The sequence below is a fragment of the Pseudomonas ulcerans genome (assembly GCF_036324125.1).
Lineage (GTDB): Bacteria > Pseudomonadota > Gammaproteobacteria > Pseudomonadales > Pseudomonadaceae > Aquipseudomonas > Aquipseudomonas ulcerans.
Map to the genome: position 1 here is coordinate 44,597 of NZ_JAZDQN010000028.1, position 14,626 is coordinate 59,222.

At 59.0% G+C, this 14,626-nt stretch carries 14 protein-coding genes; 9 read left to right on the plus strand and 5 right to left on the minus strand.

What is annotated here, in order from left to right; genetic code table 11:
* Positions 1-25: 25 nt before the first annotated feature.
* From V0R59_RS21920 to V0R59_RS21930, 3 genes are all read right to left on the minus strand, one after another.
* The gene (locus V0R59_RS21920; RefSeq protein WP_330076556.1) at positions 26-973 is read right to left on the minus strand and encodes an STM4504/CBY_0614 family protein; all 948 of its coding nucleotides are present in this window, start codon (positions 971-973) and stop codon (positions 26-28) included.
* Between the two features lie 71 nt (positions 974-1,044).
* Positions 1,045-2,229 (minus strand): hypothetical protein, encoded by a 1,185-nt coding sequence (locus V0R59_RS21925; protein WP_330076555.1) that lies wholly within the window; start codon positions 2,227-2,229, stop codon positions 1,045-1,047.
* Positions 2,213-3,286: a nucleoid-associated protein gene (locus V0R59_RS21930; protein ID WP_330076554.1), complete on the minus strand. Its 1,074-nt coding sequence runs from the start codon at positions 3,284-3,286 to the stop codon at positions 2,213-2,215. The genes V0R59_RS21925 and V0R59_RS21930 overlap by 17 nt, the downstream gene beginning before the upstream one ends.
* Positions 3,287-4,025: 739 nt before the next feature.
* Between V0R59_RS21930 and V0R59_RS21935 the strand changes: the two genes are divergently transcribed.
* Together V0R59_RS21935 and V0R59_RS21940 are read left to right on the plus strand one after the other, a co-directional pair.
* On the plus strand, positions 4,026-4,334 hold the full coding sequence (locus tag V0R59_RS21935; RefSeq protein WP_330076553.1) for a DUF3077 domain-containing protein: 309 nt from the start codon (positions 4,026-4,028) through the stop codon (positions 4,332-4,334).
* Between the two features lie 408 nt (positions 4,335-4,742).
* Positions 4,743-6,005 carry an NAD(P)/FAD-dependent oxidoreductase gene (locus V0R59_RS21940; RefSeq protein WP_330076552.1) on the plus strand — a complete coding sequence of 421 codons (1,263 nt, stop codon included), beginning with the start codon at positions 4,743-4,745 and terminating at the stop codon, positions 6,003-6,005.
* A gap of 27 nt (positions 6,006-6,032) precedes the next feature.
* Here the strand turns inward: V0R59_RS21940 and V0R59_RS21945 are convergent, their stop codons facing one another.
* Positions 6,033-6,971: a LysR substrate-binding domain-containing protein gene (locus V0R59_RS21945; protein ID WP_330076551.1), complete on the minus strand. Its 939-nt coding sequence runs from the start codon at positions 6,969-6,971 to the stop codon at positions 6,033-6,035.
* Between the two features lie 225 nt (positions 6,972-7,196).
* Here V0R59_RS21945 and V0R59_RS21950 point away from each other — a divergent pair, with 225 nt between their 5' ends.
* The 7 genes from V0R59_RS21950 (at position 7,197) to V0R59_RS21980 (ending at position 13,171) form a co-directional block, all read left to right on the plus strand.
* On the plus strand, positions 7,197-8,090 hold the full coding sequence (locus V0R59_RS21950) for a LysR substrate-binding domain-containing protein (RefSeq protein WP_330076550.1): 894 nt from the start codon (positions 7,197-7,199) through the stop codon (positions 8,088-8,090).
* A gap of 98 nt (positions 8,091-8,188) precedes the next feature.
* Complete coding sequence (locus tag V0R59_RS21955; protein ID WP_330076549.1) at positions 8,189-8,893, plus strand: SDR family oxidoreductase; 705 nt, start codon at positions 8,189-8,191, stop codon at positions 8,891-8,893.
* Positions 8,894-8,949: 56 nt separating this feature from the next.
* On the plus strand, positions 8,950-9,504 hold the full coding sequence (locus V0R59_RS21960) for a pyridoxamine 5'-phosphate oxidase family protein (protein WP_330076548.1): 555 nt from the start codon (positions 8,950-8,952) through the stop codon (positions 9,502-9,504).
* A gap of 162 nt (positions 9,505-9,666) precedes the next feature.
* Positions 9,667-10,266 carry a DsbA family protein gene (locus tag V0R59_RS21965; RefSeq protein ID WP_330076547.1) on the plus strand — a complete coding sequence of 200 codons (600 nt, stop codon included), beginning with the start codon at positions 9,667-9,669 and terminating at the stop codon, positions 10,264-10,266.
* 2 nt (positions 10,267-10,268) lie between these two features.
* Entirely contained in the window at positions 10,269-10,973 is a 705-nt protein-coding gene (locus tag V0R59_RS21970; protein ID WP_330076546.1) for an SDR family NAD(P)-dependent oxidoreductase, read from the plus strand.
* Between the two features lie 66 nt (positions 10,974-11,039).
* Positions 11,040-11,603 carry a TetR/AcrR family transcriptional regulator gene (locus tag V0R59_RS21975; RefSeq protein WP_330076545.1) on the plus strand — a complete coding sequence of 188 codons (564 nt, stop codon included), beginning with the start codon at positions 11,040-11,042 and terminating at the stop codon, positions 11,601-11,603.
* 44 nt (positions 11,604-11,647) lie between these two features.
* Positions 11,648-13,171 carry an FAD-dependent monooxygenase gene (locus tag V0R59_RS21980; RefSeq protein ID WP_330076544.1) on the plus strand — a complete coding sequence of 508 codons (1,524 nt, stop codon included), beginning with the start codon at positions 11,648-11,650 and terminating at the stop codon, positions 13,169-13,171.
* On the opposite strand, the gene V0R59_RS21985 is transcribed toward V0R59_RS21980, so the two are convergent.
* A complete protein-coding gene (locus V0R59_RS21985) occupies positions 13,138-14,340 on the minus strand; it encodes a sugar transporter (RefSeq protein WP_330076543.1) in 1,203 nt (400 codons plus the stop codon). The genes V0R59_RS21980 and V0R59_RS21985 overlap by 34 nt on opposite strands.
* Positions 14,341-14,626: the final 286 nt, after the last annotated feature.

Sequence of the window (14,626 nt, forward strand, 5' to 3'; positions counted from 1 at the left end):
AAATCCGTCCCGTTTTTGGTCGGAATCACTCGTTAGGTACGGTTGGCGCCGACTTTTTCTCCAGACTGCACAACATAACGATAGCCGAGGCAGTCATGTGCAGAACGTAGGCAGCAATCTCAGGCTCGACCTCTACAACCGCAGCCCCTTGCCCATGGCCTCCTTCCTTATTACGAATTGTTGGCACACTGCTTTCCAACAGGATCGTGAGAGCACTTAGGTGGCTCTGGTGATACGACGGCAGAAAGTTATTAGCCAGCAGCACACCCAAAAGCTTCTTCGCTGGTGAAGTCTTATCGTACTCCCACCCTCGCAAATGCAGCACGACCTTGATGGTACTTTCAAATGCTTTCAACGCGTCGTTGAGGGCTTCTTTAAGATTGTCATGCCTGTAATGCTCATATGCCCCGAAAAATTCATCTCTAGCCCCTGCATATTCAGGTTGATTCAAGAAACCGATGGCGGGCTTTACAATTTCTGCATGCAAGAGCTCGGAATCAATCCGCAGAACCATTCCATAACTTATCTCATAGCCTTTTCCATGTTCTTTGAATCGAGTATTTATCTCGGACACACAAGCATCGACGCATAACGCGCTATCTTCCCTAGGGTATCCGTATACGTACGCTTTATCGCGATAACCTTCGGCAATCCTGAAACACAACTCAACAGCGTCAAGTACGCGATCTACATCCCTCTCGTTACGAATGAACTGGATGAGTTCGTCAGCGCCATCAGAGTGGTCATACTGATCCCGTGCTAGCCTGTGAACCCCATACTCGCGGCGTAAAAGTGCACAAATACCTCGGTAGTTTCGCTCTTGCTCGTTACGAGCCTGAACCCCAAGCACGTCGCCGATCACATAGCAAATTTGATTGCGCAAGCTGGAAGTGAACTCATCATACGTGTAGACATCAGGTTCCAGACCAAGCTCACGCTTCCTACGTTTTGAATACAAGTCGATGACTGGCATAGGTCCTCCCGGCGCTGTGAATGGGCATCATAATATAGATTTAGTTATCGACATATACCATGACCAGGGAATCAGAAAAACCAATTAAAGATTGGTCGCGTATGAACCACGTAGTAGAGAGCACACCATAGAAGCATGAATAAATCCAACGCAGCGATGGCATATACGGCAAAAAACTGCCACCACAGTCTGTCTTTAACTGCCTGAAGCTCTCCAGCGTACGCGGCTTGGTTGTTATCGAACCTCTTCTCGAATACGATCCGCTGCCGTTCAACTTCAGAACTTATGGTATTCAGTGTTGCGTGTTGGTTGACAAGAAAGCCAACCAGCAAGACACAAAACATCAATACACCGAAGAATATTGCCGTATTTGCCGCAAATTGTGCATTGAGAGAGCTGGTAACTTTCAATTGGCTCAAGGCGATAAAAGTTGCAATTGGCAGACCCAAAACCTGCGCCTGGATGTCTGAAATTGCCTTGTGTACTTTTGTGATGGCATCAACTTTGAACGCATGGACTTCTGCAACAGCTTTATCGTACGTGTAATCGGAGGCAAAGACGTTATAACTTGCTTGCAGGCGCTGACACAGTTCGTTGATATTTTTTATTAAATATGGGAATCGTTCCTTTTCAGGAGTCAACATCAGCATCTCAATCAGGTTCTCAGCAAGCATTTTCACCTTTTGTTCTTTGTGGTAGCTGTCGAGTACAAAACGCTCAAGCTTTTCGAAGCCGGAAAAGTCCAAACTGTTGACCTCAGTCTCCCCATAGGTCACCGGCACGACAAAACGACCATCCTTGTAGAATATCAACTCTTCTTTTTGTGTATCCAGGTAGTGCGCGGAGTCGGCCAGCAGCCTGATGAGACGCAAAACTTGACGGTACCGGTTTACGACCACCAGAGTTTTTTGGTCAGCGGAAGAGAACTTCTCCTCGATCAAGTAATAGTTGTCTCTTTCCTTAACCCGAGCACCTGCTGTTGCCGATATATATTTTGCGAAGTTCTCTGCCAGTATACCCATGCCAACCCGTGGAGGGGATACATCCAAGAGAAATACATCATTTAATTTAATATCAGCGTAGTCGCCTTGGAGAACGGTTACTCCTGACTCTTCAAAATTCTGTTCATCGACCGCTTGGGTCAACGAACGTTGCAATAGGTCATTGGTTATTTTCAGCGTAAATCCACCACCGGATGCCTTTTCCATGGCCCTGTAGATGGGGAGCAAATCTGAAAATTTAATCCTCTTCGCCATCTTGGTTGACTTCCGTCCTTAGGCGCGCCGCCAGCTCTTTTGGCAGCTGCTTGATGATCAGTGCTTCTGATTCCATATCGAACTCGATTTCACCGTTGCTCAAGGCAGCGCGGTCAAAGGTAATACTCCAGTTCTTTGAGCCACCACTGAATTTCACAAGGCTTCTGAGTGAGCGTTTGTCCGGAATGAAGCCATCTGATATGTCAAGGCCTGAAGCTTCAAACAGGCCGCTAAGTGCCTCCGGATTTTCGGGCCATACTTCGTTGGCGAATGCATTTAGCTCGAATGGAACATCCTTTTCAGCATAGCGCTTGCATATCACATAAGCGTTTCTGAGAAACTCCTCTCGATGTTCTTCGGTCATCTCCTGAGATTGAACGAATTTGTCGAGCGCTGTTCCAAGCTTTCGGGTTTCAAGCACTGCGGCTACCGAGTTGTTGCAGCCCAGGAAAAGTTTGAAGAAGTCAGAAACCTTGTCCTGCCCACGGCCTTTGATAAAGCTGAGGTACTTATCTCCGCCGTCAGTCCAGTCGGTCATGTTCACCCGGCCTGCCAGACGGAATCCTTTGATGTCGAGATGAAGAGCATCAACCACTTCCTTTGATTTGTTGAGCGCGGCGCCCAGCTCGTCATTCAGGATCGCAACGATAAAGAAATCGGTCCCGTCGACAGTACGACGGAAGTGGGCAAAGAAAGCGTGCCCGCCGGTCGAGGCTGTTCCCTGGGCAGATTTCCGCAGGTTTTCGGCCATCTGTAAGGTAGTAGCAACGAAGTCGCTGCTGTCGTTTTTAAAGTAACCCTCAAGGAATCTGGACACCGGGTAATTGTCGGTGTCTTCCTCGAAGCGACCGTGTGATTTACCCGTTTTTCCGGCATAGATTCTTGCCAACTGGTCGATCAGCCGTTGTACGGTCTCTCCGACGTCTAGGACTCTCTCGCGTCCGTCCACGATGAATCCCGCCTCGCCCTTGTTCAGAGTGTGCACGATGACGTTGACGATCTCGTTTTCTAGGGTGACACCTGAGGCCTCTGGGGCCCCTTCACTGCCATCTGCCATGTCTCTTCCTTTTGTAGTGAACTCCAAGGTGCAGCGTGGCTGTTGAGCCTAGATAGCCGACCAGTCAGAAATCGACACAGGGTAAGCTGGCACTTTGACATCATCAAGTGTTGATTTTAGGTCCCATTGCCGGGCTGCTGCAGCTGATTCCGACAGGCGTGTCGTGCAGATCGCACCCGAAAATGCAGAGTTCACTACCTGATAATCAAGTAGCCACCCCGCTGCTACGCCTTCTGTCCTTTTTACGGATTACCGTAAGCTGACATCAGGCTGGCGTTGCAGCTCCAAGCAGCGGTGTTGTTTCCCACCAGGTCCAACTCATCGACAATCCACCGTCCCCAAAACTGGGCTCTGTCTCACATAGCTGGAGCCAAAATCTTAATCGGGTATCGCATAAAGCTACGAAAGCGCAGCTAACTCCGACTTTCACGTAGGCAATTTCCCGATCATACTTCCACCCCGCCTCACCCCATTGCGTGCCCTGGAATCGATCCCTAGTCTGCCCCCCGTCGCTGCCAATTCAGCGATCAGGTTTGGTCGCCTGTCGATACCAAGGCGCGTAAGCGCCATTCCGATTCTGTTGGCGCTTTATTGTGCTCGCTGTCCAGTTCCATGGCGGCTGTGCGCAGGGCGCCTTCGGGTGCGCCGGATTGCCTTGGTTCCCGGTCGACCAGCCTGCGTACAGTTGCCACCCATCGTCTGGTCGCGTGCGTGGTGACTCCAACCAAGGAGTTTTGCCATGAAGAAGATCGTTCCTGATCCGCCTACCCTTCCCCGACGTCCCGTCACCGCCCACACCCATTTCGGCTCCTGCAACAACACCCATCCCCACCTGTTCAGCGTCTGCGCGGGCATCAGCATGGAAGACGCCCTGGCGCATCTGGCCATGGTCCTGATAGCTGCCAGTGAAACCAACGTCCAGGTCTGCGAACTGGCGGGCAAGCCGGTGCAAGGGTTGGCGTGGGCTACCCAGCAGTCGTTGGAGATGGGGCAGGCGTTGGTTGATTCGTTGTTGGGGGGTGGGGGTGATGGTGCTCAGGTGAGCTGAGGGATTTTCATCGATTCTGGAATCAGTTACCTGGCCGGCGGAGAGCGCGATCCTGTGGGATTCACCGAAACGCCGGACCGTCGCGATCGGCGGAGAAGCCCTAGTAAACCCAGTGTTCTCGGCGCTTCAGGCAGATATGGAACTCAGGTTTTACGACGGCTTCGCCGCCGATCGCGGATAAATCCGCTCCTACACCGATCGGGCTGCGCCACAACCGACTCAATGCTCGATGAAACGGGACAGATTTTCACGGGGATCGATACGTAAAAAACACCCTTCGCCCACCAACGTACACGCAGAACCCTGCCTGTAGTTTCACTACTGTCTGGCGCCAATATTTCTGGTTAGTCCGACTCAATACAATCTGGCCTCATACAGCGGAGTCACTAACCCGCTGAGATAACAAGCATGTCAAACCAGCAAAACGCATCGTCAAAAGACGCTTCCTGGCAGATCAATCTTCCCCGGTTCGAGGTAGCCCCAAAGCACAAATCCTACGATGTCGTCATCATCGGCGGCGCCACCATGGGTGCGTGCACGGCCTGGTTTCTGGCATCGAATCCCGACTTCAAAGGCAATGTCCTGGTCGTCGAGCCAGACCCCACCTTCGCCAAGGCCCAGACCGGCGCATCGAATAACTGCATGCGGCAGCAGTTTGCCAACCCCATCAATGTCAGGATCGGTCAGTTTGCCGCCGAGTTCGTGAAGTCATTCCGTCAGAACCTGGGCGGAGATCCCGCAGTACCAGACCTGCCAATCCGTAACTTCGGCTACCTCTATCTTTCCGACAACGCCGATCTCACATCGGTACTGGAGCGGGATCAGCAGGTGCAGGCGAAGAATGGCGCCGGCACGCGCATGGTGGATCGCCAGGAGATTGCCGCTGCCTATCCGTTCTACAAGCTCGACGATATCGAGGCGGGCAGCTTGAACATCCAGGACGAGGGCTATTACAACGCGCCGCTGATGGTCGAGTGGCTGATCAGGAAATCGACCGAGCTTGGCGTGGATTATGTGCGCAACAAAGTCGTTGCCATTGGCCGTGCAGGCGACAAGGTAACCAGTGTCACGCTGGCATCCGGGGAGGTCATCAAGGCAGGCCATGTCGTCAATGCGGCGGGAACCCGTGCGGGTCAGATCGCAGCCATGGCGGGTCTTGAACTCGATATCCAGCCCAAGCGGCGATACACCTACATCTTCCGGGCAAGACAGCCGCTGGATCGTGACCTGCCACTGACCATCGATCCTACCGGCGTCCACTTCCGCCAGTTTGGTGACGACTATCTGGTTGGCTGCCCGCCATTGGGCGAGGATGAGACTGTCGACTGCGATGACTTCACCGCCGAAGAGGGTATCTGGGAGAAGAAGATTCACCCGATTCTCTCGAATCGCATTCCGCAGTTCCGTGACGTGGAAATCATCGATTTCTGGATGGGTCACTACGATTTCAATACCTTCGACTACAACGTCGTGATCGGCCCGCATGACGTGGTGTCGAACTTCCACTTCAGCAATGGTTCTTCCGGTCATGGCTCACAGCAAGGACCAGCTGTTGGCCGCGGGATCGCCGAGCAGATCATCTACGGCGAGTTTCGCTCCCTCGACTTGTCGCCGTTTCTTTACGCCCGCTTTGCCAAGGGTGAGCGCGTGATCGAGCGGGCTGTGATCTGACTGGCCTGGCGGCGCTGAACCTGGCGGTCAGCGCCGCCCCTTTTCAGCACTGGTGCTTGCTTCGACTTCGTCGAGCAACCAGGCAACGACTGTCCCCAGGGCTGAGTCGGGCATGATGGGGGCAGCCGTCACAACGTAGAAACCTTGTTCGGTTTTCAGGGGGTAAGGGTCAGCGAATGCCATGACCAGAGTGCCCGCCTTGAGCGAGGGGCTCACCAGAGGTTCAGGAATCAACGCAATCCCCATCCCTTGTTCGGCAGCATCAAGCGCGAGGTCGGTCTGCGAAAAGGAAGGCCCCGAGAAACGAGCGCCAGGCAACCCATAGAAGTCAAACCAACGCGCCCAGTTGTCATGCGTGTCCGAGATCAGCGGCACGTTCAGTACATCCTCGGGGCGTCGCCAACTGCCGTGTCCGCTCAAGGCTGGAGAACACACCGCAATCCCCTGCCCCGGCAGCAGGAAACTTGCAGTGGTATCCAGGAAGGGTGGCGCTCCCCATCTGATCGCCATGTCGATGCTCCCCGGACCTTTCAGCGGTCGCCTGGCATCCGTGGCATCGATCATGATCGATATCCGTGGGTGCTTTTCAGCCAATCGCACAAGACGAGGCATTAACCAGCGACTGGCAAATGCCACCGTCGTACTGATTGTCAGTCGGCATGGGGAGTTTTCGACTTCGCTCTGCAGCAGGACTTGTGTTGCCTCCTGGATGATGCCCATGGCCAGACGAACGCGGTTGACGTACTCCTGCGCCACCGGAGTTGGCGCCAGGCCACGGGGAAGGCGGGTAAACAACCTGATACCCAGTTTGTCCTCCATGGCTCGCACCTGCTGGGCGATCGCGCCCTGAGTCACGAAAAGCTCGTCGGCGGCTGCCCTGAAGCTACCAAGCCTGGCGGTAGCTTCGAACGCAATAAGCTGGTTGTGTACAGCCTGGCTCATGCGCTGCGCGTTAGTGATCTTCATCCTGCAGCTCTCTCGCTACGCAAATAATCGCCAGACCGGAATCATGTCGCTTCAGGCGAAGCTCACGAAGACAAACAAAGGTTTTCTACTGGCGCGGGTTTCTTTAATCATGTTCAGGGAGTAGCTTCGGTACGGTAAGTCTTGCGATCCCGTTCAGGTTATCAACCTTGTGCAGGCATCAGAGAGACAAAAGAAATCACACAAGCCGATAGAATTTCCATTGCCATGCCAGACGGTTTCCTTGAGTTGCCCTCGCTTAACGCGTTGCGTGTTTTTGAAGTGGTGGCTCGCCACTTGAACTTTCGTGTGGCCGCTGAAGAGCTGGGCGTGACCCAGGCGGCAGTGGCCCAACAGATCCGCGGGCTGGAAGCCAGCCTGGATCTTCGTTTGTTCGAACGTCTACCCCGGGGCCTGGCGTTGACCGATGCGGGCAAGGGCTACAGCGGCAGCATCCGCAGTGCATTTGCGATGATCGACGAGGCAACACGCCTGCTCAGGCCGAAAGCCTCCCATCTCACGGTCAGCGTTACCCCTACCTTTGCCTCGAAATGGCTCATTCCCAGGCTCGGCAACTTTGCCCAGAGCCATCCAGACATCGATTTGCGTGTGCTGGCAACAGATCGGCTATCCCACTTCAGCACCGATGGCGTGGATATCGCTGTCCGCTACGGCAAGCCCGAGTTCGGAGCGGGCTTGAACAGCGAACTGTTGATGGAACAGCGCATCGTTGCAGTGGCCTGTCCAACGTTGTTCGAAGGAAGCGAAATCCCCGTCAGCTTTGAACAGCTCCAGGATTTCATCATGCTTCACGATGCCCATGATTTCTGGCCCCAGTTCCTTGCCGAACTGTTCCCGCAGCACGCGCAACCCACTGCCAGGAACCTGCGATTCAATCAGACCTCACTGGCCATCGAGGCGGCCACCAGGGGCCAGGGCATTGCATTGGCCAGCTCGGCGTTCGTAAGCGATGAGCTCGCCTCGGGCAGGTTGATCCAGATCTTCGCCCAGCAGCTCAGGCTCGATAAGTCGTTCTATCTGGTGTGGCCACGAAAGACGAAGCAGCCAGAGTCGCTGGGCATCGTCCAGCACTGGCTCAAGCAGCAGGCTGACAATAGCTGATCTACTGGATTGGTAAAGTTTTGCTGTCTCCCTCGCCACCGGCGCTGCTGCTAAGGTTGATGCACCTTAGCAATCAGCATTCGAAACCAGGAGGCAGCATGTCAGTAGAAAAAGTTGCAATTATCACGGCAGGCGGCAGCGGTATGGGCGCGGCAGCCGCACGACGTCTGGCCGCTGACGGTTTCAAGGTTGGCATCTTGTCCTCATCTGGCAAGGGCGAGGCGCTGGCTGCCGAACTCGGTGGCATCGGGGTCACCGGCAGCAACCAGTCGGTTGAAGACCTGCAACGCCTGGTCGACGCTGTCGTGCAGAAGTGGGGCCGTATCGACGTGCTGGTCAACAGCGCCGGCCACGGCCCGCGCGCGCCGATCCTGGAAATCAGCGACGAAGACTGGCACAAGGGCATGGACACCTACCTGCTCAATGTCATTCGTCCAACCCGCCTGGTGACGCCCTACATGCAGCGCCAGAAGGGGGGCGTGATCGTCAACATTTCCACCGCCTGGGCGTTCGAGCCCACCGAGATGTTCCCGACTTCTGCCGTGTTCCGCTCAGGCCTGGCCGCGTTCACCAAGATCTTCGCCGACAACTTCGCCGCCGATAACGTGCGGATCAACAACGTGCTCCCTGGCTGGATCGACAGTTTGCCAGCCACCGAGCAACGCCGTGACAGCGTACCGCTCAAGCGCTACGGCACAAGCGAAGAGGTCGCTGCGACCATCGCGTTCCTCACCAGCGAAGGCGCCGCCTACATCACCGGGCAGAACATCAAGATCGATGGCGGCGTAACCCGCAGCATTTGATCATCCGTGGCCGCAGCATCGCTGCGGCCACCGTTTCAGGGAACATGGATCACTTCATGCTGGACGATCTGTTTCAGTTTATCTGGACGCAACTGGCGATCCCGGTCGGCCCCGTGCGCAACCCCTATCGGCTCATGCAACTGTCCTCTCTGGATGAGCAAGGGTGGCCTGTCTCCAGGACGGTTGTGCTGCGTGATGCCGATGCCCGTGCCGGCGCGCTGTACTTCTACGCGGACAGGCGCTCGGCAAAATGCACCCAGATAGCCGTTGACCCACGCGTTGCACTAACGGCACTGAGCCCTTGTGGCCTGACGCAGGTGCGCATGCAGGGGCTTGCCACCCTGATCGAGGATCCCGGGCATCGACTGTCCTGCTGGTCCGCTGCGCGTGACAAGACACAGGCATTGTTCCGCCATGGCGCTGTGCCGGGGCAGGAGGTTGAACGCCCTGAGGTCGCCTACGAAAGCATCCAGGATGGTTTCGACAACTTTGCGATTGTCTGTATCGAGCCGCGAGTGCTGGAGTGGCTGGATCTCACGCGACCTGTTCAGCAACGGGCTCGCTTCTTGCGCCATGAAGGATCGTGGCAATCCACCTGGCTTGCTCCCTGAGGCAGGGTTCTCCTGGGAGCATGAAATCGCCGGTCAACCAGCCCACAAGGTGCTCTGGACGAGCGAAAGTTCTGTGGCTCGCCTTTCAGGATGTCAATTGACATCCAAAATGGATGACGACTAACATCCACCCCATCGCCCACCCACACAGGACCGCGATCCATGCACCTGCAATCCGTCTTCGACTACCTCAGCCCCTACGCCTACCTCGCCAACACCCGCCTCCCGGGCCTTGACCACCCCGTCGAGTACTTGCCCATCGACATCCTCAAGGTGATGAAACAGGTCGGTAACCAACCCTCCCCGGCCTGCCCGCCCAAGCTGAAGTACTCCGGCATCGACGCCACCCGCTGGGCCGCGCTGTACCAGGTGCCATTCGCCCCCAATGGCGCCCTGTTCCAGGCCATTCGCGCAGGCCAGCTCGACAGTGCCCTGCTGATCCGCGCTGCCATCGCCGCACAGCAAGCCGGCGTCTTCGAAACCTTCCACCCCGCTCTGTTCGCCGCCGTCTGGGCCAGCACCACCGACCTCACCACCGCGCAAGCCCGCAGCGCCTTCCTGCACACCCTGAACATCGACACCGACCTCTGGCACCTCGCCGAAACCCCGGCCATCCACGCCCAGCTGGCCGCCAACAACGCCCAGGCCGTGGAAAAAGGCGTGTTCGGCGTCCCTACCTTCTTCTGTAACGACGAGATGTTCTTCGGCAACGACCGGCTCGACTTCGTACGCGCCGCCCTCAAGCAAGCAAAAGGAGTTTGACCATGACCACTAAAAAACTGGCCATCGTGACCGGCGTAGGCCCCGGCACCGGCGCGTCCATCGTTCGCCGCCTGGTCGCCGACGGCTACCGCGTGGCGATGCTGGCGCGCAACGCCGAGCGCCTGGCGGAACTGGCCAACGAGTTGCCGGACACCCACGCCTTCCCGGTGGATGTCACCAACAGCGAACGTCTGGAACAGACTCTCGACACTATCCAGTCCCAACTGGGCGACGCCGACGTACTGGTGCACAACGCCGTCGGCGCCACCTTCGGCAACTTCCAGGAAATCGACCCGCAGGCCCTGGAAACCAATTTCCACACCAATGTCATGGCCCTGCTCCATCTCGCTCGAAAACTGTCGCCGGCCATGGTCGACAAGGGCCAGGGCGCGATCATCGTCACCGGCAACACCTCGGCGCTGCGCGGCAAAGGCCATTTCGCCGGCTTCGCGCCGACCAAGGCGGCGCAGCGCATCCTCAGTGAATCCATCGCCCGCGAACTGGGCCCCAAGGGCGTGCACGTGGCTTACCTGGTGATCGATGCAGTGATCGACGTGGAGTGGACGCGCAAGCTGCATCCGACCAAGCCGGACACCTTCTTCATCCAGCCCGTGGACATCGCCGCCGAGGTCGCCCACCTGATCCAGCAGCCGCGCAGCGCCTGGACCTTCCTCACCGAGGTGCGCCCCTACGGCGAGACCTGGTGAGCTGAACCGCGCCCGGGGGCCGGGTGCTATCATCCGCCCCCGGACCACGCCACGAGGACAGCAACCATGGGCCATTCCCAAGCCAGCAAGCAGAACACCCACGAGCGCATCGTCAATCTGGCGGCGGAGCGCTTCTGCGAGCTGGGCCTCGACGGCCTGAGCATTGCCAACCTGATGAAGGAAGCCGGCCTGACCCACGGCGGCTTCTACAAGCATTTCGATTCCCGCGACCAACTGGTGGCCGAGGCACTGGAGGCGGCGTTCAAGCGTTCGGAGAACCCGGAGAAGCTGGCGCGGCACAACTTCCAGGCCATGATCGGCGACTACCTCAGCCCCGAGCACCGCGACGGCGTCGGCACGGGCTGCGCGGTGGGCGCGCTGGTCAGTGATATCGGCCGGGTCGAAGGCGAGGCCCGCGATCTGTACACGCGCAAGCTGCGCGGCAACTTCAAGGGCATCGCCGCGTTGCTCGGCGGCGGCGATGGCGAGAAGCGCAAGGAGGCCATCGTCGCCTTCAGCGCCATGGTCGGCGCCCTCGGCCTGGCACGGGCCACGGGGGATGACGAACTGTCCCGGGAAATCCTCGCCACCGTGCAACAGTTCCTGCTGGACAGCTTCGGCGAAGACTGACACCCGCCTCTACACTCTCCTGACAAGCACCGGGAGAGCGTGGCATGAATGACACCGAAGTCCTGATCATCGGCGCCGGCCCGACAGGCCTGGTCCTCGCACTGTGGTTGAGCAAGCTGGGCGTGCGCCTGCGGATCGTCGACAAGGCCGCGGGGCCCGGCACCACCTCCCGGGCCCTGGCGGTCCAGGCTCGAACCCTTGAGCTGTATCGGCAACTGGACCTGGCCGGGGCGGTGGTCGAGCGCGGGCACCAGGTGCCGGCGGCCAATCTCTGGGTCAGGGGCCAGCCGGCGGCCAAGCTAAACCTGCAGAATATCGGCGCCGGCCTGACGCCCTACCCCTTCCTGGAAATCTTCCCGCAGGACGAGCACGAGAAGCTGCTGATCGAGCGCCTGCAGGGCTTCGGCGTGCAGGTGGAATGGAACACCGAACTGCTGGAACTGCATCAGGACGCCCAGCAGACCCACGCCCGCCTGCGCCGGGTCGACGGCAGCGAGGAAGACTGCGCCACGGCCTATCTTGCCGGCTGCGACGGCGCCCGCTCGGCGGTGCGCAAGGGGCTGGAGATCGGCTTTCCCGGCGGTACCTACCAGCAGGTGTTCTATGTCGCCGATGTGCAGGCCTCGGGGCCGGCGCTGGATGGCGAGCTGCATGTGGACCTGGACGAGGCGGACTTCCTCGCCGTGTTCCCGCTTGCCGGCAGCGGCCGCGCGCGATTGATCGGCACGGTCCGCGACGAGCGCGCGGAACACCCGGAAAACCTGCGCTTCGAGGATGTCAGCAGCCGCGCCATCGAGCACATGCAGGTGCAGGTGGAACAGGTCAACTGGTTCTCCACCTACCGTGTGCACCACCGGGTCGCCGAGCACTTCCGCCGCCAGCGCGTGTTCCTCCTCGGCGATGCCGCCCATGTGCACAGCCCGGCCGGCGGCCAGGGCATGAACACGGGTATCGGCGACGCCATCAACCTGGCCTGGAAACTCGCCAGCGTGCTGCACGGCAAGGCCAGCGACGAGCTGCTGGCCAGCTACGAGATCGAGCGCAAGGCCTTTGCCGAGCGCCTGGTGGCGACCACCGACCAGGTCTTCAATTTCGTCAGCGCCAACGGGCGCATCGCCAACCTGCTGCGCACCCGCCTGGCGCCGGTGCTGCTGTCACGCCTGGTGGCGCTGGGCTCGGTGCGTTCGTTCATGTTCCGCACGATTTCGCAGATCGGCCTCAACTACCGGCTGATGCCGCTGAGCTTCGGCACGGCGGGCCATGTGCATGGCGGTGATCGCCTGCCCTGGGCCCATGATGAAGCGGGAGACAATTTCGCCGGACTGGTGCACCCCTGCTGGCAAGTGCATGTCTACGGCCTGGCCGGCAAGGACCTTACCGGCTGGTGCGCCGCGCGCAAGATCCCGTTGCAGGAATTCGCCTGGAGCCCGGCCCATGAAGCCGCCGGGCTGGCGCGCAACGCCTTCTACCTGATCCGCCCGGACGGCTACGTGGCGCTGGCCGAGCCCTCCTCCTCCACGGCGGCGCTGGAGCGCTACTTCACCGAGCGCTCGCTGAGACCCTGCTGAACCCCGAAGTAGCGCCAGGTGGCGTACAGGCACAGCAGCAGGCCGGCCACCGCCAGCGCACCGCCGACGCCACCGATGTACGCCAGCCCCACCTGGCTGACCACGATGCTGCCCAGCAACGCGCCGCCGCCGATGCCGACGTTGTACAGCCCGGAGAACATGGCCATGGCCACGTCGGTAGCGTCGGAGGCCAGTTGCAGCACCTTGGACTGCAGGGCGAGGCTGAAGCACATGATCGCCATGCCCCACAGCGCGCTCAGGGCGCAGAGCAGCCACGGCACCCCGGCCAGCGGCAGGAGCAGGGTCAGGCTGACGGCCAGCGCGGCGATCGCGCCGATCAGGAAGCCACGGGGGAAGCGTTCGCTGAAGTGGCTGAACAGGAACGAACCGAAGATCCCGGCGCCACCGAACACCAGCAGCAGGATGGTGGTCATTTCGCTGCTCATCGCCGCCACTTCGCGGGCGAAGGGTTCGATATAGCTGTAGCCGGTGAACTGCGCGGTGATTACCAGCACCACCAGGGCATACACCGACATCAGCGCCGGGCGCTTGAGCAGGATCGGCAGGCTGCGCAGCGAGCCGGAATTCTGGCTCGGCAGCAGCGGCAGCGAGCGCAGTAGCCAGAGCAGGGTCGCCACCGAGACCACGGCGATGCCGAGGAAGGTAGTCCGCCAGCCCAGCGCCTCCCCCACCACCCTCCCCAGCGGAATCCCCAGCACCATCGCCAGCGTGGTGCCGGTCGCCAGCAGGCCGAGGGCCTTGGCCTGCTTGCCCGGCGGCGCCACGCGTACCGCCAGCGACGCGGTGATCGACCAGAACACGGCATGGGCCAGGGCGATGCCCACACGGCTGACCAGCAACATGCCGAAGCTGCTGGCAACGCTGGACAGCACATGGCTGGCGCTGAACAGCACGAAGAGGAAGCCGAGCAGGCGCCGGCGCTCGATATTGCGGGTCAGCAGCATCATCGGCAGCGACGTCAGCGATACCACCCAGGCATACACCGTGAGCATCAGGCCGACCTGGGAACTGGGCATGTCGAAGCTGCGCCCGATATCGCTGAGCAGCGCCACCGGCACGAACTCGGTGGTGTTGAAGATGAAGGCGCCCAGCGCCAGGGCGAAAACGCTGAGCCAGCTGCCGCTACGGGGTTCGACGGGGCTATTCATGCGGTGGACAAGGCTCCTTGAAGCGGACAAATCGCGGACGTGACAAAGGCATCCATGAACCCTGGGTTCGGATGTGCCATGCGGTTTTTGTAGGAATGGGTGCGGCCGAGTCTACGTGAGCCAATCCCTTGTCGCAAACGCTTGCCGGGGGCATTTCCGCGACCACGGGAAATCAGGCGCCAGAAAGCCGTCAAAAACATGACTTGCTCTTCCGATCAGCTGCATTGGCTGCGCCAAGCCCGTGCTAGAGCGGCAGAAACACCTCTAACACATCTTGAAACAACTG